This is a genomic window from Superficieibacter sp. HKU1 (assembly GCF_029319185.1).
Taxonomy (GTDB): domain Bacteria; phylum Pseudomonadota; class Gammaproteobacteria; order Enterobacterales; family Enterobacteriaceae; genus Superficieibacter.
In genome coordinates this window covers 729,467-751,723 of the sequence record NZ_CP119754.1, presented here as the reverse complement: position 1 = coordinate 751,723, position 22,257 = coordinate 729,467, and the positions used below count along the sequence as shown (strand labels likewise).

The 22,257-nt window shown below is 52.8% G+C and carries 19 protein-coding genes and 2 pseudogenes; 9 read left to right on the top strand and 12 right to left on the bottom strand.

All coding sequences use genetic code 11. The features are described from left to right. Window positions 1-313: 313 nt before the first annotated feature. Complete coding sequence (locus P0H77_RS03615; RefSeq protein ID WP_276163628.1) at window positions 314-772, top strand: YbaK/EbsC family protein; 459 nt, start codon at window positions 314-316, stop codon at window positions 770-772. A gap of 44 nt (window positions 773-816) precedes the next feature. Here P0H77_RS03615 and bglJ read toward each other — a convergent pair whose 3' ends face one another. Beyond that, complete coding sequence (gene bglJ / locus P0H77_RS03610) at window positions 817-1,455, bottom strand: DNA-binding transcriptional activator BglJ (protein WP_276163627.1); 639 nt, start codon at window positions 1,453-1,455, stop codon at window positions 817-819. 11 nt (window positions 1,456-1,466) lie between these two features. Beyond that, window positions 1,467-2,189, bottom strand: coding sequence for a response regulator transcription factor (locus P0H77_RS03605; protein ID WP_276163626.1), 723 nt, complete (start codon window positions 2,187-2,189; stop codon window positions 1,467-1,469). Window positions 2,190-2,700: 511 nt separating this feature from the next. On the opposite strand from P0H77_RS03605, the gene P0H77_RS03600 reads away from it, so the two are divergent. The 6 genes from P0H77_RS03600 to opgB all read left to right on the top strand — a co-directional run bounded on the left by P0H77_RS03600 (window position 2,701) and on the right by opgB (window position 8,519). Further along, window positions 2,701-3,477 carry a threonine/serine exporter ThrE family protein gene (locus P0H77_RS03600; protein WP_276163625.1) on the top strand — a complete coding sequence of 259 codons (777 nt, stop codon included), beginning with the start codon at window positions 2,701-2,703 and terminating at the stop codon, window positions 3,475-3,477. Beyond that, on the top strand, window positions 3,468-3,941 hold the full coding sequence (locus P0H77_RS03595; RefSeq protein ID WP_276163624.1) for a threonine/serine exporter: 474 nt from the start codon (window positions 3,468-3,470) through the stop codon (window positions 3,939-3,941). Before P0H77_RS03600 ends, P0H77_RS03595 begins: the two co-directional genes overlap by 10 nt. Before the next feature lie 262 nt (window positions 3,942-4,203). Further along, complete coding sequence (dnaT, locus tag P0H77_RS03590) at window positions 4,204-4,743, top strand: primosomal protein DnaT (protein WP_276163623.1); 540 nt, start codon at window positions 4,204-4,206, stop codon at window positions 4,741-4,743. 2 nt (window positions 4,744-4,745) lie between these two features. After that, window positions 4,746-5,483 carry a DNA replication protein DnaC gene (gene dnaC / locus P0H77_RS03585; protein WP_276163622.1) on the top strand — a complete coding sequence of 246 codons (738 nt, stop codon included), beginning with the start codon at window positions 4,746-4,748 and terminating at the stop codon, window positions 5,481-5,483. 60 nt (window positions 5,484-5,543) lie between these two features. Continuing rightward, window positions 5,544-6,014, top strand: a complete 471-nt coding sequence (locus P0H77_RS03580; RefSeq protein ID WP_276163621.1) for a DUF2501 domain-containing protein — start codon at window positions 5,544-5,546, stop codon at window positions 6,012-6,014. A 213-nt stretch (window positions 6,015-6,227) separates the two neighbouring features. Then, window positions 6,228-8,519, top strand: coding sequence for a phosphatidylglycerol--membrane-oligosaccharide glycerophosphotransferase (gene opgB / locus P0H77_RS03575; RefSeq protein WP_276163620.1), 2,292 nt, complete (start codon window positions 6,228-6,230; stop codon window positions 8,517-8,519). 43 nt (window positions 8,520-8,562) lie between these two features. On the opposite strand, the gene P0H77_RS03570 is transcribed toward opgB, so the two are convergent. The 9 genes and pseudogenes from P0H77_RS03570 to P0H77_RS03530 form a co-directional block, all read right to left on the bottom strand. Further along, entirely contained in the window at window positions 8,563-8,886 is a 324-nt protein-coding gene (locus P0H77_RS03570; RefSeq protein WP_346429448.1) for a hypothetical protein, read from the bottom strand. A gap of 135 nt (window positions 8,887-9,021) precedes the next feature. Beyond that, window positions 9,022-10,032: an SIS domain-containing protein gene (locus P0H77_RS03565; protein WP_276163618.1), complete on the bottom strand. Its 1,011-nt coding sequence runs from the start codon at window positions 10,030-10,032 to the stop codon at window positions 9,022-9,024. 16 nt (window positions 10,033-10,048) lie between these two features. Further along, window positions 10,049-11,113 carry an SIS domain-containing protein gene (locus tag P0H77_RS03560; RefSeq protein ID WP_276163617.1) on the bottom strand — a complete coding sequence of 355 codons (1,065 nt, stop codon included), beginning with the start codon at window positions 11,111-11,113 and terminating at the stop codon, window positions 10,049-10,051. A gap of 12 nt (window positions 11,114-11,125) precedes the next feature. Next, a pseudogene (locus P0H77_RS03555) lies at window positions 11,126-11,968 on the bottom strand (PTS system mannose/fructose/sorbose family transporter subunit IID). Next, window positions 11,946-12,725, bottom strand: coding sequence for a PTS mannose/fructose/sorbose/N-acetylgalactosamine transporter subunit IIC (locus tag P0H77_RS03550; protein ID WP_276163616.1), 780 nt, complete (start codon window positions 12,723-12,725; stop codon window positions 11,946-11,948). The pseudogene P0H77_RS03555 and the gene P0H77_RS03550 overlap by 23 nt, the downstream one beginning before the upstream one ends. Window positions 12,726-12,741: 16 nt before the next feature. Further along, window positions 12,742-13,212, bottom strand: coding sequence for a PTS sugar transporter subunit IIB (locus P0H77_RS03545; protein ID WP_276163615.1), 471 nt, complete (start codon window positions 13,210-13,212; stop codon window positions 12,742-12,744). Window positions 13,213-13,227: 15 nt separating this feature from the next. Continuing rightward, a complete protein-coding gene (locus tag P0H77_RS03540) occupies window positions 13,228-13,650 on the bottom strand; it encodes a PTS sugar transporter subunit IIA (protein ID WP_276163614.1) in 423 nt (140 codons plus the stop codon). 91 nt (window positions 13,651-13,741) lie between these two features. Beyond that, window positions 13,742-16,510 carry a sigma-54-dependent transcriptional regulator gene (locus P0H77_RS03535; RefSeq protein ID WP_276163613.1) on the bottom strand — a complete coding sequence of 923 codons (2,769 nt, stop codon included), beginning with the start codon at window positions 16,508-16,510 and terminating at the stop codon, window positions 13,742-13,744. A 150-nt stretch (window positions 16,511-16,660) separates the two neighbouring features. Beyond that, complete coding sequence (locus P0H77_RS03530; protein ID WP_276163612.1) at window positions 16,661-17,683, bottom strand: zinc-binding alcohol dehydrogenase family protein; 1,023 nt, start codon at window positions 17,681-17,683, stop codon at window positions 16,661-16,663. A 136-nt stretch (window positions 17,684-17,819) separates the two neighbouring features. On the opposite strand from P0H77_RS03530, the pseudogene P0H77_RS03525 reads away from it, so the two are divergent. Both P0H77_RS03525 and P0H77_RS03520 read left to right on the top strand, forming a co-directional pair. Continuing rightward, window positions 17,820-18,733 (top strand): annotated as a pseudogene (locus P0H77_RS03525) (GntR family transcriptional regulator). A 208-nt stretch (window positions 18,734-18,941) separates the two neighbouring features. After that, a complete protein-coding gene (locus tag P0H77_RS03520) occupies window positions 18,942-20,303 on the top strand; it encodes an MFS transporter (protein ID WP_276163611.1) in 1,362 nt (453 codons plus the stop codon). A gap of 32 nt (window positions 20,304-20,335) precedes the next feature. Here the strand turns inward: P0H77_RS03520 and tsr are convergent, their stop codons facing one another. Then, complete coding sequence (gene tsr / locus P0H77_RS03515; protein WP_276163610.1) at window positions 20,336-22,000, bottom strand: methyl-accepting chemotaxis protein; 1,665 nt, start codon at window positions 21,998-22,000, stop codon at window positions 20,336-20,338. Window positions 22,001-22,257 lie beyond the last annotated feature (257 nt).

The following is a 22,257-nucleotide window of genomic DNA, read 5'->3' as shown; positions in this document are numbered from 1 at the left end:
GTAAGCATAGCGGCCCTTATTTTATAGCCGTACGCGCTGTCGCCCTGTGAGCGCAGTTCCATGCCGGGAAATTTTCCAGCGCGTTCGTTCACAAAGGTATTAATCATGCACGGCTCTTATTATTTCAATACAGTGGAAGTGACAGCCGTAGTAATAAACTGCATTTCATCAATCTGCAACCGGTTACTGTAACCGGTTGCAGCGAATGTGAAGGGGATCGATAAATCTCAATATTCATGACGCTGAAGAGGGGTTATTTACATTGACCCGACGTATGTGACAGATTAAAACGGATAATAGTCAGGAGATCCTCATGAGTCTGCAATCTGTGCGACAGTTTTTTGCCGATCGCGCGCCCGATGTTGAAATAATTGAACTCAGTCAAAGTACTGCCACCGTAGCGCTTGCTGCTGCCGCTCACCGCGTTGAGCCGGGGCAAATTGCGAAAACGCTGTCGCTTAAAGTCAAAGACGACGTGATTCTGGTCGTGGCGAAAGGCGATGCGCGGCTGGATAACAAAAAGCTGAAATCCGTATTTGGGGCAAAAGCACGGATGTTAAGTAGCGATGAAGTTGTCATCATGACAGGTCATCCGGTGGGCGGCGTCTGCCCTTTTGGGCTGGAAAATCCGCTGGCCGTGTACTGTGATATTTCGCTGCGGCAATACCAGGAAGTTTTTCCCGCCGCAGGCGCAATTCATAGCGCGGTCAGGATCGCGCCGGAGCGAATGGCGCAGTTGACTGACGCCACCTGGGTAGATGTTTGTCTGTAGAGGAAACTGGCAAAGGACGGTGTCCTTTGCCAGAGTAGCGCACTTTAATGCGCGACGATACTGCCTTCCCCTGCCGCATATTCCTCACCCGCAAGCGGGATGTTGATCAGAATGTCGGCCGCGTGCAACAACCCCATATCAGAGCTTACGCCCAGTTTGGTCATGGCATTAAACTTATGCGCGCGAATCGTTTTGATATTACGCTCAAGCTGAGCGGCAATCTCAGGCATGGAATAGCCATACGCCATAAACTGAAGAATAGCGCGTTCAGTGGGACTGAGCATCCGGGAACTGCTAACGTACCAGTGATTATGGGCGTTAACGTTAACCCGACGGGTTTCACGCAGCAGCGTCACAAGCTGGGCCTGTAATACATCCAGAGGTGCCGCTTTGCTGATAATACCATGTAAGCCTGACGGCGCCAGATGGCTAACCAGGCGGGCTTCACGCTCATCATTCGCCAGCATGATCCGCTGCGTTTTGGGATACAGCTGACTCAGCTCGCTTAATAGCATCAGTCCTTCACGACGCTGTTCCCTGCTGCCTGAGAGTGAGTAAATCACTGAAAAAAAACCACGTGTACTGAGCGCCTTTTTCAACTCAACGTAGTCTCTGAAAAAATGTATCGTGTAGTTATCAGTAGACACCGTGCCAAAAAGATGACGAAGCCCAACTTCAGTCATTCTGCAAGGTTCTACGATAGCGACATGTCGCTTTGCGGGGCTCTTTTCCATTCGATTGAATCTCCATAGGCTGAAAATAAATTCAGCTCTTTCATTCCCTGTGCGCTATTTATCCATGCGTACATCTCCGCATTGCTGCGTAACGCTAAACGGCGCATTGCACTATTTTTTTGCGCGCTAATGGTTTTATTGCTTTTTTTCAGTAATGCCGCAATCTGATTAATTCCCCAGCCTTTACCAAGAAGACGCAGCACTTTACGTTCTGACAGCGTCAGCACAGCCAGGGAGTCATCTTCGCTAACGGTTTCTTGCGTCTCTGCCGCCAGTAACGTCTGGCTAATTCGCTCCGCAGAAAGCCCACCGGCATGAATCGCTTTGACCACTTGTTCGACAGGCTCTGCATCTGAAAGCAACGTGCTTTCAGGACGCATTAAAAATTCGACGGCTAAAGGGTAGACGGAGCGAGAAACAAGAAATATCCAGTGAATATCACGGTATTGCGATATTAATGCATAGAACTGTTCACAGAGAGTGCGGGCATGGCGAAACTCGCCAGAAAGGTCGACCAGAACCAGGGAGGCGCGGCGAAGCTGGAAAAGCGTTAGCTCTTCAGGAGAATGACATGAGGTAAGTTCATAATCAGGGAAATGCAGTTCCATTATTCCGCTGAGTCCGGTTTGCATTACCGGTATCTTGCTGATAATGACGCCATACTTGCAGTGTCCTGATCCCATACAAATAACCTCCGCATCCTGTCGAAGAATCACTTTATTTTATGATTGCAAACATCATTCATATGAATAAATAAAATTTATATATTCATATGCAACTTAGTGAATCTTTCTCTTCCCTGTAAGTGTCCATTATTGTACATTTAGCAATGTACAACCGTATCATGTATCACATTATACCTTTCGCTGGATAATGTGAACCTTGTAAATATCTCACAATACCAAAAAAAACTTAATCAATTCCAAATTAGAAAAAAAGAAAAGTTTTTTTAGAAAAACTAAAAATATTCATTACGTAAATATTTTACTGCATTTTTTAAATGCGAGATTATGACTTTACCACCGCTCACTATCCCAGGCACTCTCTTTCTGATCTACTGCCGCTGTAAGTCCGATTTCAGAACTGAGGATTTTTTGCACGTTTTTTGATCTTAGCCACAGCCATCGCATAGTCACTTCATGGTAAAACCATTTATGCGCTGCTTTTTTTCTTTTTTCCATCTCAGGGCGATCCATGCAAGTTGATCAGTCATTACAACGAACCATTACGCGATTATGTATTCAGTGTGGGCTTTTTTTATTGCAGCACGGCGCGGAAAGCGCACTCGTGGAGGAGCTATCGACACGTCTGGGGCTTGCGCTGGGGATGGACAGCGTTGAAAGTTCTATCTCCGCTAACGCGATTGTTTTAACGACGATTAAGGACGGGCTCTGCCTGACCTCAACGCGCAAAAACAGCGATCGCGGTATTAATATGCATGTGGTGACCGAAGTCCAGCACATCGTCATTATGACGGAACATAAGCTTCTGGATCACCGGGATGTTGAAAAACGGTTCAGCCATATTAAACCGCTACGTTATCCGCGCTGGTTGCTGGTGGTGATGGTCGGCCTCTCTTGTGCCTGCTTCTGTAAATTGAACAACGGCGGCTGGGATGGTGCTTTTATCACGTTTTGTGCCAGCGCCCTGGCTATGTATGTGCGCCAGGTGTTGACCCATCGCTCTCTGCATCCACAACTTAATTTCTGTATTACCGCCTTTGTCGCTACCACCGTTTCCGGGTTGCTGTTGCGACTGCCTCTGTTCCATGACACATCAAGCGTCGCCATGGCCGCCAGCGTTCTGCTGCTGGTGCCGGGTTTTCCTCTGATTAATGCAGTAGCAGATATGTTTAAAGGACATATTAATACCGGGCTTGCCCGCTGGGCCATCGCCAGCCTGTTAACCCTGGCGACCTGTATTGGTGTGGTCATGGCATTGACATTATGGGGGCTGCGCGGATGGGCGTAATCGATTTTCTGCTGGCGCTGGTACAGGACATGCTTCTGTCCGCTATCCCTGCGGTCGGCTTTGCGATGGTGTTTAACGTTCCACACCGGGCGCTTCCCTGGTGTGCACTGCTGGGCGCAATTGGGCATGGTTCGCGGATGGTAATGTTCACCGCCGGATTTAATATTGAGTGGTCAACGTTTATGGCCTCAATGCTGGTGGGTACTATCGGTATTCGCTGGTCGCGCTGGTATCTGGCGCATCCAAAAATTTTTACTGTGGCTGCGGTGATCCCCATGTTTCCCGGTATTTCCGCATATACCGCCATGGTTTCGGCGGTGAAAATTAGCCACTTTGGCTATTCAGAAGATCTGATGATTATGCTGCTGACCAATTTTCTGAAGGCGTCTTCCATTGTGGGTGCGCTTTCCATCGGGCTATCGATCCCCGGCCTGTGGCTCTATCGTAAGCATCCTCGGGTGTGAGGATGTCCTCATACGCGATAAAATCGCCATTCCAGAAGACACTTTTGCAGAAGGTGAGGCCGGAGGTTGTCAACGCTCCGTAGTCATCGGGGCGACCATCGGGTGGGGTCGCTCTCCGGGAACCCAATCCCGGCGTTTCCCCCTTGCCGGGCTGGTTATCAGGACGCTTTTTTTAATCCCTTTCCTGCCTGCCAGCCATTCGATGCACTGTGTTACTATGTGCCATTATTACCCAGTCACCCCTTATGTATTGAGATAGCGTATGTCTTCCAGAATCTTGACGCCTGATGTTGTCGGTATCGACGCCTTTATGCAGAACTATGCCAGCGTGCTGGCGAAGGCAGAGGGGCAGGCGGTCGCGGTATTTGCCAATAACACCCCGGCGTTTTACGCACTCTCCCCTGCCCGTCTGGCGCAATTGTTGGCGCTGGAAGCTAAACTGGCACGTCCGGGCAGCGATGTTACGCTGGACGAGCGTTTGTATGAAGAACCAACTGCGGCACCCGTGGCCGTGCCGATGGGGAAATTCGCCATGTACTCCGGCTGGCAGCCGGATGCGGATTTCCAGCGTCTTGCGGCCTTATGGGGCATTGCCCTCACGCAGCCCGTTACAGCAGAAGAACTGGCCTCGTTTATCGCCTACTGGCAGGCCGAGGGCAGAGTCTTCCACCACGTCCAGTGGCAGCAAAAACTGGCGCGCAGCGTGCAAATAAGCCGGGCCAGTAGTGGTGGCTCGGCAAAACGTGATATCAATAGCCTGAGTGAACCAGACGATCATATCCCCCCCGGTTTCAGAGGTTGAACATGAAAAACGTCGGCGAATTAATGAAACGTTTGCAAAACGTGATGCCATCGCACGTTAAACCCGCATTTAAAACGGGTGAAGAACTGCTGGCCTGGCAAAAGGAGCAGGGAGACATCCGTTCCGCCGCCATCGAACGTGAAAACCGGGCGATGAAAATGCAGCGAACCTTTAACCGCTCCGGCATTCGCCCTCTGCATCAAAACTGTTCTTTTGAAAACTACCGCGTGGAGAGCGAAGGGCAAATGAACGCGCTGGCCAGGGCGCGGCAGTATGTTGAAGAGTTTGACGGTAATATCGCCAGCTTCATCTTTTCCGGCAAGCCCGGCACCGGTAAAAACCATCTGGCAGCGGCGATCTGTAATGAGTTGCTGCTGCGCGGCAAATCGGTGCTGATCATTACGGTAGCCGATATCATGTCGGCGATGAAAGACTCGTTCGGCAACCGGGAAACCAGCGAAGAACAATTGCTCACCGATCTGAGTCGTGTCGATCTGCTGGTGATCGATGAGATTGGTATGCAGAACGAATCGCGCTATGAAAAAGTGATCATTAATCAGATCGTCGACCGCCGCTCCTCTTCCAAACGTCCAACCGGGATGCTAACCAATAGCAACATCGAAGAGATGAACAAACTGCTTGGCGAGCGCGTTATGGACCGGATGCGTCTCGGCAACAGCTTGTGGGTCATCTTCAACTGGGACAGCTACCGCAGCCGCGTGACGGGCAAAGAGTATTGAGATAATTCTTGCCCGCAGGGGAGGTATACTCATAAAAAATCGGTCCTGTTCAACGTGAGTATGACTATGAAAACTGCAAAATCCCTGCTTTGCGGCCTGCTTCTCAGCGCTGCGTTCTTCTCCCATGCCGCCAGCTGGCAGGACTCGCTCTCCAGCGCGGCCAGCCAGTTGAACAGCCAGAATGGTAACCAGCTCTCTTCACTGGGCAGCCTGCTTAACGGTGGTAATCAGGCGCTAAGCGCTGGCACAATGAATAACGCCGCGGGGATCCTGCAATACTGCGCCAAACAGAAACTGGCCTCGGTGACCAGTACCGAAAACATCAAAAATCAGGTGCTGGATAAATTAGGCTTAAATCAGCAGGAACAGAAAGAAGATACCAACTATCTGGAAGGTATTCAGGGCCTGCTGAATACCAAAAACGGCGAGCAGCTTAACCTGAGCAATCTCGGCGATACGCCGCTGGCCCAGAAGGTGAAAACCAAAGCCTGTGACTTAGTATTAAAACAGGGCGTTAACTTCCTTTCCTGATTTTCCTCTGAGGCCGCGCCAGCGTCTGTGCGGCCCTCCTTCCCGTCTCAACATAATGCGATATCCCTCGTAAAACGCCTCTTTCAGGCGAATTCCGAACCACAGCACATTTTTATGACGCCATAATTGCAGCAATGCGGCAACACCATTACATTGTAGGCGCTAAAAAGCGATGATCAGCCAGGTGGGCCTGGCGCTGTTGAGGATACCTCGTTGTCAGAACTCATTTCTATTGCCCTGTTCCTGGCCTCCGTGGTGATTTACGCCTGGAAAGCTGGCCGTAATACCTGGTGGTTTGCCGTCACATTGGCAGTACTGGGCGTGTTTGTCGTATTAAATATTACCCTTTACGCCAGCGATTACTTTACCGGCGACGGCATTAACGATGCGGTTCTCTATACCCTGACCAACAGCCTTACCGGCGCAGGCGTCAGTAAATATATTCTGCCGGGTGTCGGCCTGATACTGGCACTGGTCGGCGTATTTTTCGCGCTCGGCTGGGTATTACGCCGCCGTCGCCATCATCCTCATCATCTGGGATATAGTTTGCTGGCATTGATGCTGGCGCTGGCTTCAGTTGACGCCAGCCCCGCATTTCATCAGATCACCGAGCTGGTCAAATCGCAATCCCGCGACGGCGATCCGGATTTTGCCGACTGGTACAAAGAACCGGCGAAAAGCATTGCCAGTCCGAAGCTGAACCTGGTTTATATCTACGGCGAAAGTCTGGAACGTACTTATTTTGATGAAGCGGCTTTCCCCGATCTGGCGCCGGAACTCGGTGCCATAAAAAAAGATAGCATCGACTTTAGCCATACTGAGCAACTGCCCGGGACCGACTACACGATAGCCGGTATGGTCGCCTCCCAGTGTGGCATTCCTTTATTTGCCCCGTTTGAAGGTAACGCATCGGCTTCGGTGTCCAGCTTCTTCCCGCAGAATATTTGCCTCGGCGATATCCTGAAAAACTCCGGCTATGAAAACTATTTCATGCAGGGGGCGAACCTGCGCTTTGCCGGAAAAGATGTGTTCCTGAGATCCCACGGCTTCGATCACCTTTACGGCGCAGAAGAATTAAAAACCAGCGTTGCCGATCCGGGCTACCGTAACGACTGGGGCTTTTACGATGACACCGTACTGGATGAAACCTGGAAGAAATTTGAGGAGCTTTCCCGCAGCGGTAAGCGCTTCTCGCTGTTTGCCCTTACTGTAGATACCCATCATCCTGACGGTTTTATTTCCCGCACCTGCAAGCGTAAAAGCTACCAGTACGACGGTAAACCGAACCAGTCGTTCAGCGCCGTAAGCTGTAGCCAGGAGCACATCGCCGCACTTATCGAAAAAATTAAAGCGTCGCCGTGGTTCAAAAATACGGTGATTGTCGTGTCGTCCGATCATCTGGCAATGAATAACACTGCCTGGAAATACCTGAATAAGCAGGATCGTAACGATCTGTTTTTTATCCTGCGCGGCGATAAGCCCCAGCAGGATGTTTCGGGGGTAAAACGCAATACCATGGATAACGGTGCAACGGTGCTGGATATTATGGGGGGCGATAATTTTATCGGCCTCGGGCGCAGCAGCCTGTCCGGACAGTCGCTTTCGGAAGTCTTCCTGAATATGAAAGAGAAAGTGATGGGCTGGAAGCCTGATATTGTGCGGCTATGGAAATTCCCTAAAGAGATGAAGGAATTTACCCTCGACAGCGAGAAAAACACTATCGCCTTCTCGGGTACCCATTTCCGTCTGCCGCTGTTGCTGCGTATTTCGGATAAACGCGTCGAGCCGCTACCGGAAAGTGAATACTCTGCGCCGCTACGCTTCCAGCTGGCGGACTTTGCCCCGCGTGATAACTTCGTCTGGGTCGATCGCTGCTATAAAATGGCGCAGCTATGGGCACCTGAGCTGGCACTCTCAACCGACTGGTGCGTTTCGCAGGGTCAGCTGGGGGGAGAGCAAAAGGTACAGCACGTTGATAAAGCCCAGTGGCAGGGAAAAACGGCTTTCAAAGACACGGTGATCGATACCGATCGCTACAAGCACAACGTCGATCTGCTCAAAATCGTCGATAACGATATCCGCTATAAAGCCGACAGCTTTGTCTTTAATGTGGCAGGCGCACCGGAAGAAGTGCAACAGTTCAGCGGCATCTCGCGTCCGGAGTCCTGGGGACGCTGGTCCAACGCACAGCTCGGTAAAGAGGTGAAGATTGAGTACAAAGCGCCGCTGCCGGAGAAATTTGATCTGGTGATCACCGCCAAGGCCTGGGGGCCTAACGCTAACCGTCCTGTTCCGGTACGCGTGGGCAATCAAGAGCAGATACTGACCTTAAGTAATGAGGTTTCCACCACCACGCTGCATTTTGACAATCCGTCACGCAGCAAAACGCTGGTGATTGTCCCGCCAGAACCGCAGTCCACTAACGAAGGTAATATTCTCGGCCATTCTCCGCGTCAGCTGGGGATTGGGATGGTGGATATCAAAGTGGTTAAATCGAAAGGATAATCTGTCTTTGCCGCCCGGCTGGCGCTGCCTGCCGGGCGTGTACTTAGTGCGGCAAAAGGTGTTGTAAATCGCTGGTGCTTAAGCCCGTGGCGCGCAGCACGCTTTCCTGGCCTACGCCATCGCGCAGAAGATTACGGGCGATCCTCAGCGCTTCCGCGCGGCGGCCTTCTTTATGGCCTTCCTCGCGGCCTTTCTGCTCCAGCTGTTCAGCAATGGTCATCAACGTTTCCTCATGTTGCGGTAAGCGGCGCGCCAGCTGGCGAAAAAAAGTGCCAGCATCCAGGGTGCTACCGTACTGACCGATATAGTTAAACAAGGTTACTAGTTGCCGGTGGGTAGTATATCCCGGCAATAATAGCGTGACCAGTTGCTCGAGTAAGCCGGCAAGATCGCGCTGGCGGATATGTTTCTGTACTCATCCTCATGTCCATTTCAGGTATAAATATTTACGAGCCTCCTCGAAAAAAAGTTGCCCGGCGCGGAAAACACCGGGCAATAACGGTTAATAATCAAATTGCCGGTAATAACGACGAATATTCAAATCGTGCCCGGAATGATGTTCAAAGTGCGCCGCCAGACGATCGACCAGCAACGTTGAAACCACGCAGGGCGCAAGGATCCAGCGGAAGGCGTCATCAATCCCGTTTAACGGGTAATCACGCGGATCGATGACCACCAGATGTCCGGTGATCTTCTGCGCGAAACGCTCCACGCGATCGTCCAGCGCCCGGCATTTGCCCTCGCCTTTTACCAGGAACAGCGGCACATCTTTTTCCAGCAGCTCCAGCGTGCCGTGGAAAAATTCAGCGGAAGAGGCGGACTTGGTTCGTTTCCACTGCATCTCTTCCAGAATACACATTGAGAAGAGATAGACTTCCCCCCACATCTCCGCGCCACCAATCCACATCATATAATCACTGGTATGATACCGGCGGGCAATTTCCGCAGCGTGCGGATCGAATTCGCGTTTTGCCTGTAATAAATTCTCCGGTAATAATTCCAGCTGGTGTGCGAAACGGTCATAGTTATCGAATTCACCGTTAAGCGCCACGAGGCGGAAGAATACCCAGTAAAGCAACATATATTCATATTCCACGCCATTTTTGTGGCGCATCGGAATATGCCAGGTAGCAGCATGCGCGAGCGGCGACCCTGCATTTTTGGTAATGGCGACCACGCGAATGCCCTGCGCTTTACACCATTCGGCAATCGCTACTGATTCTTTGGTATCGCCGGATTTCGACAGGGTAATAACTACCGAATCTCTATTAAGCTTTTTACTGCCCTTGCTGATTAATTCCGCCGCCTGCTCTACATATACCGGCAGCGTGGTAACTTCTTTGGCAAATTCATTAATCGCCATCATCGGGGCCAGCGAACCGCCTACGGAGGCAAAGAATACATTACTGAATCCGGCCTGATGAATATCTTCAGCCGCTTGTTCCGCCTGTTTGCGCGCAGCAACGATCTCACGAGCACTGGTCAGGTACTCGTCCTGATTAAACCCTAACATATTATCTCCTGACTATTCAGATTTTACTTTTTAATACCCGGTCAAAGTCGTCGAATATCCGAACGGATAAATCGATCCCTTTTAATGCCGCAATATGGCAGGCCAGAATTTGTATCGGGACAATTAATAACAACGGTGCCAGGTGATGGTCGAGCGGGCAATTCAGCGCCAGCGTATTATCGTCAGCCTGGTCTTCTTCCAGCGTCAGAGAGAACGCCTTTTTCACCGCCGGGGCCATATATGTCCGCAGCGCCTCGCTGCGCGGATCGTGCCGATCGCTGATAAAAAACATCACGTGCTCGCGATTGGCCTCCAGATACGGTCCATGCATATATGCCTCAAGTTCAAACCCGCTGGAGGGAACGCGTACGGTTTCGGTAAACTTGGTTTCACACTCCTTCGCCACCCCAACAAGCGCTCCGTAGCCGACCGCGACGAACCGCGAGCCTTCACGCAGTGTCTCCTGATGCCGTTGGATGAACGCCTGCGTCCGTTCAATCGCCGCAGGCAGCGCATCAATCAGACGCTCCAGTCCGGCCAGCCAGTCGGCACATTCTCGCGCCGTCGCTTTACCCTGCGTCCGGGCAATCGTCAGCGCAATAAGCAGCAGGTTAAGCACCGTCGCGCTGAAGCCACGGGTAACGAAGCCGACGGTCTCAATACCGGTATTAATGTCGATAATCTCATCGCATTCCCGCGCTATCGGGCTTTGCGGATCGGAGGTCAGGGCCAGTACCGGCAGCGAGGCGGCGCGGATCTTGCGCACGGCCTCAAGCGTCGAGGCGCTTTTACCGCTTTGCGATACCGCAATCACCATATCGGTATGCGGATCGATACGCTCATAGTGGGTAAAGTTATACGGCTCTTTGATTTCTACCAGCATGCCAAACTGCTGTTCAAAGAAGTAACGTGCACATAGCGCCGCATTCAGCGACGATCCGGTCGCCAGGATCAGGATGCGGTTGATCGCGCGCGTTTGTGCAACTGCCTCAACGGCCTGAAGCGTCTGTACATGGTCGCGCAGGATCTGCGTCAGCGCAGCAGGCTCCTCGCGGATATAGGTCATCATTGTGGGTTTCATTATTCTCTCCGGTTAAAATAAGCCAATCCATGAACCTGAAATGCCGACCAGCGCCATTCCCCCGATAATGGTCAGTGGTTTGACTTTGCGCCCGAGCAGCCAGTAAACAATGCCAAAACTCACCAGCGGCAGCAGGCAGGGCATAATGTCATTGATGATCCCCTGCACCTCGGTCTTCGCTTCACCGGCACCGAAGGTGATCGGGATCGTGATATCGATCATGGAGGCGGTCATTGCCCCCACCACCATCAGGCCGATGATCGACGCGCCGTAGGTCAGGCTTTCCATCATGCCGCTCTGCTGAATACGTTGCAGAACGCCGGTGCCCAGCACATATCCCCAGCGGGTAAACAGCCAGCGCACCAGCAAGTGCGGCACGTTGAACACCAGCAGAAAGAGGATCGGGCCAAGAATATTGCCTTTCAGCGCCAGGCTGGTGCCGATGCCGGTAGCAATCAGACGCAGCGTTCCCCAGAAGAAGGAGTCGCCCAGCCCGGCCAGCGGCCCCATCAGCGAGGCTTTAACGTTGTCGACGGCGTTGGCGTCCATATTGTTGTTCTGGCTGTTCTTCTCCTCCATCGCAGTGGTGATACCGAGGATCAGCGTCACGATATGCGGCGTGGTGTTGAAAAACACCAGATGACGTTTTAGCGCCACCACCAGATCCTCTTTACGTGGATACAGCTTTTTCAGCACCGGCATCAGGGCATACACAAACGCCAGATTCATCTGCCGCTCGTAGTTCTAGGAGAACTCCATCTGGAAGGAGCGCCAGAACACGCGACGCAAATCCCGGGCAGTAATGACGCTTTCAGGCGTCTGCGCAGCGTCTTCAGAAATCATCTTCGTTGTCATCCGAAACTCCTTGTGCGGTAGTGGGACGAGGTGAGTTAACGGCGGCGACATTCACCATAATGACCGCCACGATGGCACCGAGAATAGCGATGCCCGTCACCGGGATTTTGAGATAGGCCATCAACACGAAACCGAGGAAAAAGTAAGGCGCGACTTTTTTATTGATCAGCAGCCGTGCCAGCATCGCGAAACCGAGGGCCGGAATAATGCCGGTCGCCACGCTCAGGCCATGTTTGATAAATTCCGGGATCGCATCCAGCAGCCCTTTTACCGCGCTACTGCCGACGAGGAAGGACACGGTGACCACCGTCGCCAGCATCAGCGACAGGCCGAAACCGGCAATCAGGTGCATTCTTTCAATGCCCCGCGTGTTTGCCTGTTGCGCATAGCCATCCGCTTTCTGGCTCAGCATCGGAATAAAAAGCCCCAGGTAGACGTTCTTCAGCACCAGCGTCAGGGTGGCAATCGGCAAACCCAGCAGCAAGGCCGTTTCCGTCCCTGCGCCGGAGGTAATGGCAAACGCCACGCCCAGAATGCCGCCGGTCACCACATCAGGCGGGATCGAAGCCCCCACCGAAAATGATCCAATAAATGCCAGTTCCAGCGTCGCGCCCATAATGATGCCGGTCTGCACATCGCCCAGCACCAGCCCGGTCAGCAGGCCGGTAACGATAGGCCGCGACAGCAACGAAGTCCCCATCGCGTATTCGGACTGGGCGATAAACGCCACCAGCCCAAGTAAAAGTGCCTCAACCATAATGTGTCCTCAATAATTAAACGCACTCGGAAAATAATTGCTTGCGGTCGTTTGGCACCAGGCGAATTTCCACTTCGACGCCCGACTGCACCAGCGCCTGCAACTTTTCGATTTCATCCGGCAGCAAATTAATTGCTCTGGAGATGTTTTTACTGCCTTCTTTGGCTTTAATACCGCCGAGGTTAATACTTTTTATCTCTGGCACCTCACGGAGAATTCGCCAGGCATCATCAACCGATTCCACCACAATAAAAAGCTGGTATTTATCCGTCACGCCGCTTTTTATAGCCTCGATAGAGTCGTGAATATTTTTAATCACCAGTTTTACCGACGGCGGTTTTGCCAGCTTAATGGTGGTCTTTCTTAATTCATCGTTGGGCACATCGTCATTGGCGATGAGGATACAATCCGCCCCGACATACTGGGTCCAGGAGAACGCCACCTGCCCATGCAGCAGTCGATGATCTACGCGTAGAAAAGTAATCATAATCGTCCCTCAGTGTCAGAATTCTTTATCAACATGCATTGCATCCTGAATAGTTTGATTGCAATACTGAATGCTCTCTTTTGCGTTTATTAACGCCTCGTTAATATATTTAAGGGTGTTTTGTTCTTCCGCTGAAATTAATAATTCAATCACCAGCGGCAAATTCAGTCCCGCCAGCAGGTGAAAGCCTGGGCGATGAATAAAGCGAATAAATTCGTTATTGACGCTACCAGCAAAAATATCGGTGATCACAAGGATTTCATCGCCATCGGGAAAGCGCGCCAGCAGATCGTTCACCTGGCGACTGACATCCACGCCTTCATCCACATAGGCGCACAGCGTATGAATATCTGGCTGCTTACCCAGAATAAGCTCCACGGAACTCAATATGCCGCTGGCAAGCAGGCCGTGGCTGGCAAAAATAATGTGTCGTTTCATCCTGACCTCGTTAAACCCCTTTACCGGGGAAACAAGGTTGCAACCGGCGTGCCAGGAAAAGTGGCGCGCCGGCAGAGGAAAGGTGAAATGACTAAAACTCTTGATCCTGCTCGATTAATTCCGTTTCAAGAAACAGGATGTCGTGGATGTAAAGCAGCTCGGAGCCAGGGATTTTGACACTATAACTATTCTCAATGACACTAAACGCGTCGCGCAGAACGTCCAGTTCATGCGTCTGACACTGCCCGCTGCCGCTGTAACGCTGAATGGCGGTATTGCGGATCAGGCGCTCAATGAGGCAGCTAATATGAACGTACAGGGCGATCTTGCGATCGTTTGCCACCTCGATACCGGCGAGATGTTCATAGCGGGCTAAAAACTGCTCCACCTGATTGATCACTTTGCTGGTATCCAGAATGGTGACCGATTCAATCACCCTGCGCAGGGAGATGTTTTTCAGCATCAGGTTGTTGATCTCAGTGACGCGCTCCGGAGTCGTCACATCGCCAAAAATCCGCATCAGGTGACGATTCCCTTCGCCGGAAACCAGTGAATCCAGCGAGATCCACGGCACCGCGTCGATATGCGGATCAAGAGTGCCCACAATGGCCAGAACGTCATAACGGGTAAACATTGCTTCGTCGCCGCCATTCCCTGCCAGCGAATCGTAGTCGCATGCGACGACATCAATCGCCAGATCGTCCGGAATACTGCCCTTGAGTAAGGTGGAAAGATTAGTCGCCGCGCCGATACCCGTGGCGCAGACGGTGAGGATCACCTTTGGCTTATTGCTTTCCGGCCAGAGTATCTGGTGTTCCACCGGCAAACCGTTCGCCACATCGCAGGCGATATCCTCAATAAAATGGCCCTGTAAAATGCGATCGCCCACATAAAGCGCCATACCCGTAGAAACGTTATTGATAATGGCGACCGGGGTGGTTATCGCGCGGTTGAAGTGGCGGTGGATCTCCCTGAGCGATCCCATATCGACGAGGATCACCAGGCCGCTGGCCAGCGCGTTACGTTCAATGTAGTTCATCACTTCTGCGGCGATGGCTTCCGGGGTGACGTCGAGCGGCATATCAAACGACTCAAACAGGTTGCTTTTCAGCAGTCGGTTCGCCACGTTAGCGATGCTGCTGGCGGTCGCATAGCCGTGGGCGAGGATCACCGCCCGCGTCACCGGCTGCTGGTTCATGGTGCCTGCTTTCTGGAGCCACAGCATCAGCAGTAGTGCGTCAAGGCGCTGCGGCTCAATATCAAGCTTACGCCCGACAGCCTCCAGTACCTCCTGACAAAAATGCCAAAGCAGCGGGTATTTCTGCGCCACAAACGTCTCCATTTGACGGGTTCGTTCATGGCTCAACCGCGAAGTCACGCTGGCAGAGCGATGCACCAGATAATGACTTAACGCATACAGGCAGTTACCGTTGAACTGAATGTTAAAGCGTTTCTCCAGCCGGTAAAATTCCTCGCGTACCTGGCTTAGGGTCAGCAGCAACAGGGTCGAACGTTGTTTATGGCGATTATCGAAAATTAGCCGATCAAAAAGAGTTTCAATCTCCTCGCCAATCCGCTTTTGAATGTCCTCCCATTTTGCCTGCCCGTCGGCGAGATGGCCGAAAAGCGCCAGCACGCGGCACTGCACGTCATAGATAATGCCCTGAACGCCATCTCTGGCATTAAGCAGCCACAGCAGACTGGTATGCGGGTCGATGGTCATCGGCTGCTCTTCGTTTAGCGGCTCGGATAAGGCCGCCATTGAGGCCAGCACGTTCTCGGGAAGATCGTGAATCGATACCGTCAGCGCCTCACTGCCGGGCTTTTTCGCCCAGGCAGAGGCGACGGCATATTTCACCACATTTTTCAGCTCGCCGACGTTGCCGCGGTAAACCGTGCCGTTCAGCACCTGTAGTAGCCGCGCGCTTAGCGTCAGCGGGACCGCCACTTTTTTCGCTTCCTGCCAGAAGAACTGCGAAATCAGGGCTTCTTTCTCCTTGCGGCTGCGGTTTTGCAGATCCGGCAGCGTTATCTGAATGGGAATGCGCCGCAGGAAAGTGGTCAGGAAGGTGCTGTGAATATCCTCGGTGGTGGCGAAAACGAGCCGAACCTGCACCGCACGCCCCTGCGCCGTTTCGCCCAGACGGTAAATTTCGCCGCAATCAAGCCAGGTAAACAGCTTCTCCTGGCCGTCGGCGTTCAGACGATGAACCTCATCCAGAAAAAGTATTCCGCCGTTTGCCGCTTCAAACGCCCCCTCCCGGTCGCTTTGCGCGCCGGTAAAGGCGCCCTTCACGTAACCAAACAGATTCGCAGCAAGCAGTTCCCGGTTGCTGGCATATTGTGCGCAGTTAAAATTGACCAGCGGCGCATCCAGTTCCAGTATTCCCTGCGCCAGCGCGTACTCGTGCATAAGCTGCGCCATATAGCTTTTTCCGGTCCCGCTCTCGCCGGTGATCAGCAGCGGCAGACCGCCGTCCGGATAAAACAGCGCCGTCTTCATTTGCTCAATCGGTTTCTTCAGGCTTTCATCATGGCCAATCAATAGCGAGAAATGGTCGGGTGGTGGCAGCTCCTGCTCCCCTTCCGCCAGCAAATCTGCCACGCTGGCATATTCCTCACGGCTCAGCGGGAAGTAATGCTGACAAAAGGTCTGTTTATGCAGGAAGTAGACGGGGCGCGTGTTTATTTTGATCAGCTCACCTTCTGCCACCAGCTGATTAAGATAGTGGCTGGCAGTATTGCGCTGCATGGCAAAACGCCCGGCCAGGTAGCTCGCCGTAAAGACCTCGCTTACCGCCTGTGGGTTGAAAAAATCCGTTTGATTGCTGAGGAAGGCCAGCAGTTCTTCTTTACGCATCGACTCCGCCCTGTTGAATGCATCGGGAGACTATGATGCCGTCAAATGTGGGTGCTTTCGTAAATCGATTTCACGTTCTGCGGCGCGGGACACAAAAAGACAGCGCCCCAAACTGCCCCGGGCGCTGCATAGCAAAATATAAACAGGCGATCAGAAGTGAATGACACCTTTGATTAACTGCCGGTTATTAATGACCTGCGGTTCGTAAATCTCCGCCAGTGCGGTGAAGGAGTAGCGGTGGGTCAGCATCATCCGGGCGGTGATTTTCCCTTCCGCCATTAAACGGCCCACTTTGGTAAAATCCTCCGCCGTGGCGTTTCGGCTGCCCATCATGGTGGTCTCTTTCTTGTGAAAATCCGGGTCGGAAAACTGCAATTCACCTTTAAACAGGCCGACAAAAATAATGCTTCCGCCGTGGCGGATCAGGTTGACGGCATTATTCATAGCACGCTGATTGCCGGTAGCGTCAATCACCTTCTGCGCCAGCGCGCCGTTGAAATGGGCGCGTAGCTGTGCGTCGAAATCCGCCGCTGAAGGATCGAGTGCAGGCAGGCCCAGCTGTTGCGCCACATGATCCCGGCGATCGGGGCTGACATCCGCGATGACCACTTGCGCGCCGTCGGCGTTGGCAATGGCGGCTGCCCCAAGGCCGATCGGCCCCGCCCCCACGACCAGCACCTGCTCCCCCGGCGCTATCGCCGCGCGGCGCACGGCATGCGCGCTAATGGCAAAGGGTTCAATCAGCGCGGCAGCGTCCGGATCGATCCCCTCCGTCACCAGTACGTTGCGTGCCGGAACGGTAAGATATTCGCTAAAGCCGCCGTCCCGATGCACACCGATGACCGAGATATTTTCGCAGCAGTTGGTTCGCCCGCTCTGACAGGCTGGACACGCCATACAGGCAACGTAGGGAATAACGGATATCTGCTGGCCCACCTTCATATTTTGTATATTTCCCCCAAGAGCAATAACTTCTCCACATATTTCATGGCCAAGGATCCGTGGATAGCTAAAAAAAGGTTGATTGCCACTCCACGCATGAATATCCGTACCGCAGATACCGACGCTTTTAATTTTAATCAGCACATCGTCCTTACCTGGCATGGGAACGTCACGCTTTTCCCAGACCATATTTTTCGGTTCCCGGCATACCAGGACATTCATTACTGCCATAATCAGTCCCTCCTGTTTTTCAATGCACCAGATATCGTTGAAAAAAACAGGCGTGCCGAAAAGAAGAATGTAATTTGTGAAATACGGCGCATAAAACGGTTTTAAATCCGGCTTTAATAGCAAAAAAGGAGAACATATGAGCCGTTCACAAAATTTACGTCATAACGTCATTAATCAGGTAATCAATGATATGGCCCAGGGCATATCCCCTCGCCGCTGCCGTCGCAAAGCGCGCTGGCTGAAATGTACAACATCAGCCGCACCACCGTGCGCCATATTCTTAGCCACCTGTGTGAATGCGGCGTGCTGTCGGTCGTGGATAACCTCTATGTACAGCGGCGTCGTCCGGATCGCAACGATGGTTTCATCTGTTCAAACGCCTCGCTGGCAGAGCAAAACCGGCTCTTCGAACAGGCCTTTTTTACCATGATCAATCAGCGTCAGGTACGACCAGGAGAAACGTTTTCCGAGTTGCAGATCGCCCGCGCTGCGGGCGTTAGCCCGGTGGTGGCTCGGGAGTATCTGCTGAAATTTGGACGCTATAACCTGATTGAAAGCGAAAAGCGCGGCCAGTGGGCGATGAAACAGTTCGACCAGAGTTATGCCGAGCAGCTTTTTGAACTGCGGGAAATGCTGGAGACCCATGCGCTACATCACTTTCTCGCGCTGCCCGATAATGATCCCCGCTGGCTACAGGCGAAAACCCTGCTGGAACGTCATCGCCTGCTGCGTGACAGTATTGGCGACAGCTTTCGCATGTTCTCTCAACTGGACCGCGATTTTCATGCCCTGTTGCTCTCTGCTGCCGATAATATTTTCTTCAATCAATCCCTTGAGATCATTTCCGTTATTTTTCACTTTCACTATCAGTGGGATGAACGGGATCTGAAACAGCGAAATATTATTGCCATTGATGAACATATGACCATTCTCAGCGCGCTCCTCTGCCGCAGTCATCTGGACGCAACGCTGGCGCTACGTAACCACCTGAATACGGCCAGGCAATCCATGATCCGCTCTATTAAGCAAAATACTGCCGCACTACATTAAGTACCGATTAAAAACAGCAAACTATTATCGGGAGCACGAATTCACGCATTACTGACTATCGGATAAATAAAGCCTGTTTAAGCTCACGACAAGTCGACTTAACCCACTTCGTGAGTGATAACGAAATTCCGTGTCACTTATTATAGAAATAATGCTTTCATTACTGACGTAATGGAGTGAGCAATCCAGAGAAAATCGGGAGTCAGGCGTGGAAAAAAATAATATTACCCTCGACCCAAACCATATTTTAGACAAAACGCAATCAACGGAAATACCTGTACCGCCTGATGGTTTATTGCAGCGCAGTACACGAATTAAACGTATTCAAATGACGGCAATGATGCTGTTATTCTTTGCCGCGGTGATTAATTATCTCGACCGTAGTTCACTTTCTGTGGCGAATTTAACCATCCGTGAGGAACTCGGTCTTAACGCGACGGAAATCGGCGCGCTGCTGTCGGTTTTTTCTCTGGCTTACGGCATTGCGCAGTTGCCCTGCGGTCCGCTGCTCGATCGCAAAGGACCCCGAATTATGCTCGGCCTCGGCATGTTCTTCTGGTCTCTGTTTCAGGCGCTTTCCGGCATGGTGCATAGCTTCACCCAGTTTGTACTGGTACGCATTGGGATGGGGATTGGCGAAGCACCGATGAATCCGTGCGGCGTAAAAGTGATTAATGACTGGTTCAATATTAAAGAGCGCGGCCGCCCGATGGGTTTCTTTAATGCCGCCTCTACCATCGGCGTCGCCATCAGCCCGCCGATCCTTGCCGCGATGATGCTGCTCATTGGCTGGCGCGGGATGTTTATCACTATCGGTCTGCTTGGCGTCTTTCTCGCGATTGGCTGGTACTGGCTCTATCGTAATCGTGAACAGCTCGATCTTAGCGCGACTGAACAGGCTTATTTAAACGCTGGCAGTGTAAACGCGCGCCGCGATCCGCTCAGTTTTGCCGAATGGCGTAGCCTGTTCCGCAATCGTACAATGTGGGGCATGATGCTCGGCTTCAGCGGGATCAACTATACCGCCTGGCTTTATCTGGCATGGCTGCCCGGCTATTTGCAAACAGCTTATAATCTGGATCTGAAAAGTACCGGTCTGATGGCGGCGATCCCGTTCCTGTTTGGCGCAGCGGGCATGCTGAGTAACGGCTACGTCACCGACTGGCTGGTCAAAGGCGGCATGGCCCCCATCAAAAGCCGTAAAATCAGTATTATCATCGGGATGCTCTGTTCTGCGGCCTTTACGTTTGTCGTCCCGCAGGCGACCAGCTCCATGAGTGCGGTGCTGTTGATCGGGATGGCGCTGTTCTGCATTCATTTTGCAGGGACCTCATGCTGGGGCTTGATCCACGTGGCGGTGGCATCGCGGATGACCGCATCGGTGGGCAGTATTCAAAACTTCGCCAGCTTTATTTGCGCGTCGTTCGCGCCGATCGTCACTGGCTTTATTGTCGATACCACGCACTCCTTCCGCCTGGCATTGTTGATTTGCGGCTGCGTCACCGTGCTCGGCGCACTGGCCTATGTGGTACTGGTACGCCAGCCAATCAGCGACCCGCGAAAAGCATAAAAAAGCCCGGCTTATTCAGCCGGGCATTTTCATCAGAAGGTTTCCCAGTTCTCGCCGCTCTCGGTGGCAACGGCTTTACGCGCCATCACCGGAGCCGCAGCCGTGACGGTTTTCGCCGTCGCTGCGTCACGCTGCTGCGCCTGCATAATACGGAACACCGCAACGGCCTGGGTCAGACGGCTGGCCTGTTCTTCCAGCGCGGCGGCAGCGGCGGCGGACTCTTCCACCAGCGAGGCGTTCTGTTGAGTAACGCGATCCATCTCGGCAACCGCCAGTCCGACCTGGTCGATACCCCGGCTCTGCTCGTCAGACGCGGAGGCGATTTCGCCCATAATGTCAGTGACGCGGGTTACCGCATTGACGATCTCGTCCATGGTTTCGCCTGCGCTTTCGACCAGCGTAGAACCCAGATCGACACGGTTCACCGAGTCTTCGATCAGACTTTTGATTTCACGGGCTGCCTGCGCACTGCGCTGGGCCAGGTTACGTACTTCGCCCGCAACCACTGCAAAACCACGGCCCTGCTCGCCCGCACGCGCGGCTTCAACCGCGGCGTTGAGCGCCAGAATGTTGGTCTGGAAGGCGATACCATCAATCACGCTGATAATATCGGCGATTTTCTGCGAACTGCCGGCGATGTCGCGCATGGTTTGCACCACGTTGTCGACCACTTTGCCGCCTTTCTGCGCGGTTTCCGAGGCGCTCAGCGCCAGCTGGCTGGCCTGACGGGCGTTCTCGGCGTTCTGCTTCACGGTAGCGGTCAGTTCTTCCATACTGGCAGCGGTCTCTTCCAGCGAGGCCGCCTGCTGCTCGGTGCGGGAAGAGAGATCGTTGTTGCCCATCGCGATTTCACTGGCACCGCTATAGATGGCATCCGCACCGTCGCGCACGTCGCCAACGGTACGCACCAGCTCGCCCTGCATATGACGCAGGCTGTTAGCCAGCTGTCCCATCTCGTTGGAGCCTTCCACGTCGATAGGCTTGACCAGGTCACCGCTGGCAATATGGCGGATGCTTTCGATAATACGGTGCAACGGGGTCAACAGCGCGCGGGTGATCCCCATCCACACCACCATGATGACCAGCAGCACAACCAGCAGCGTGCCGCCCAGCACCCACAGCGTCTGGTTATACGACGCCTGGTTTTCTTCAACCGCCTGCTGATAGAGGGTGTCGTTCTGTTGCAGATATTCGCGATACTGCTTCTCAAAGTTATCCTGATAACTCTGGGTCGGCTGATCGAAGAACTCGTTAATTTTGCCCGCGCCCAGCAGGCGAATCAGGTCCGCCAGCGCATCGTGGTAAATACCGTAGTTGCGTTTGATTTCCATCGCCGCCACGTTGCTTTGACGCGGATCGCGCGGCTGCGCTTCATAGTCTGCCCACGCCGCTTCGGCCTGCTTCAGCGTGCGGCTGGCAATCTGCGACAAATCAGAGACGGTCGCACCGCTACCAATATTGTTCTGATCCATCATATAGCGAATGCCCGCGCGGTTCAGCGTGTTGCGGGTCTGCAACAGCGCCACCCAGCTCTCATTGAGCGTGGACTGCTGCTGGCGGATGGTTTGCAGGACGGTGAAGTTCTCTTTGTCATGCTTGAGGGCGTTAAAGAACAGACCGCCCGAGGTAAGTTGTAAAAGGCCGAATAATCCCAGCACCAGCATTAAGCCGGTGACAATCTTGATACGATTTAACATGTTTTCTCTTCCATTGAACTGATATCGGGTTTTCGGCCCGGGAAGAGAAAACTTTACGGAAAATCGTGCTGCGCCCATCGCTTTATAAACGATTTTTGATGCTGGCCGTTACGCGTACAGGGCGCCTGTCGACCGGTTTTGTATTGTGATCTCAATCACATATTGCTTTTGCCTCCTTTGCCTCTGCCAACCACTCGCTCCCCTCCCTGACCGCTTAATTTTGCATACGACCACTCATTCAGATTGCCCATTTTTCA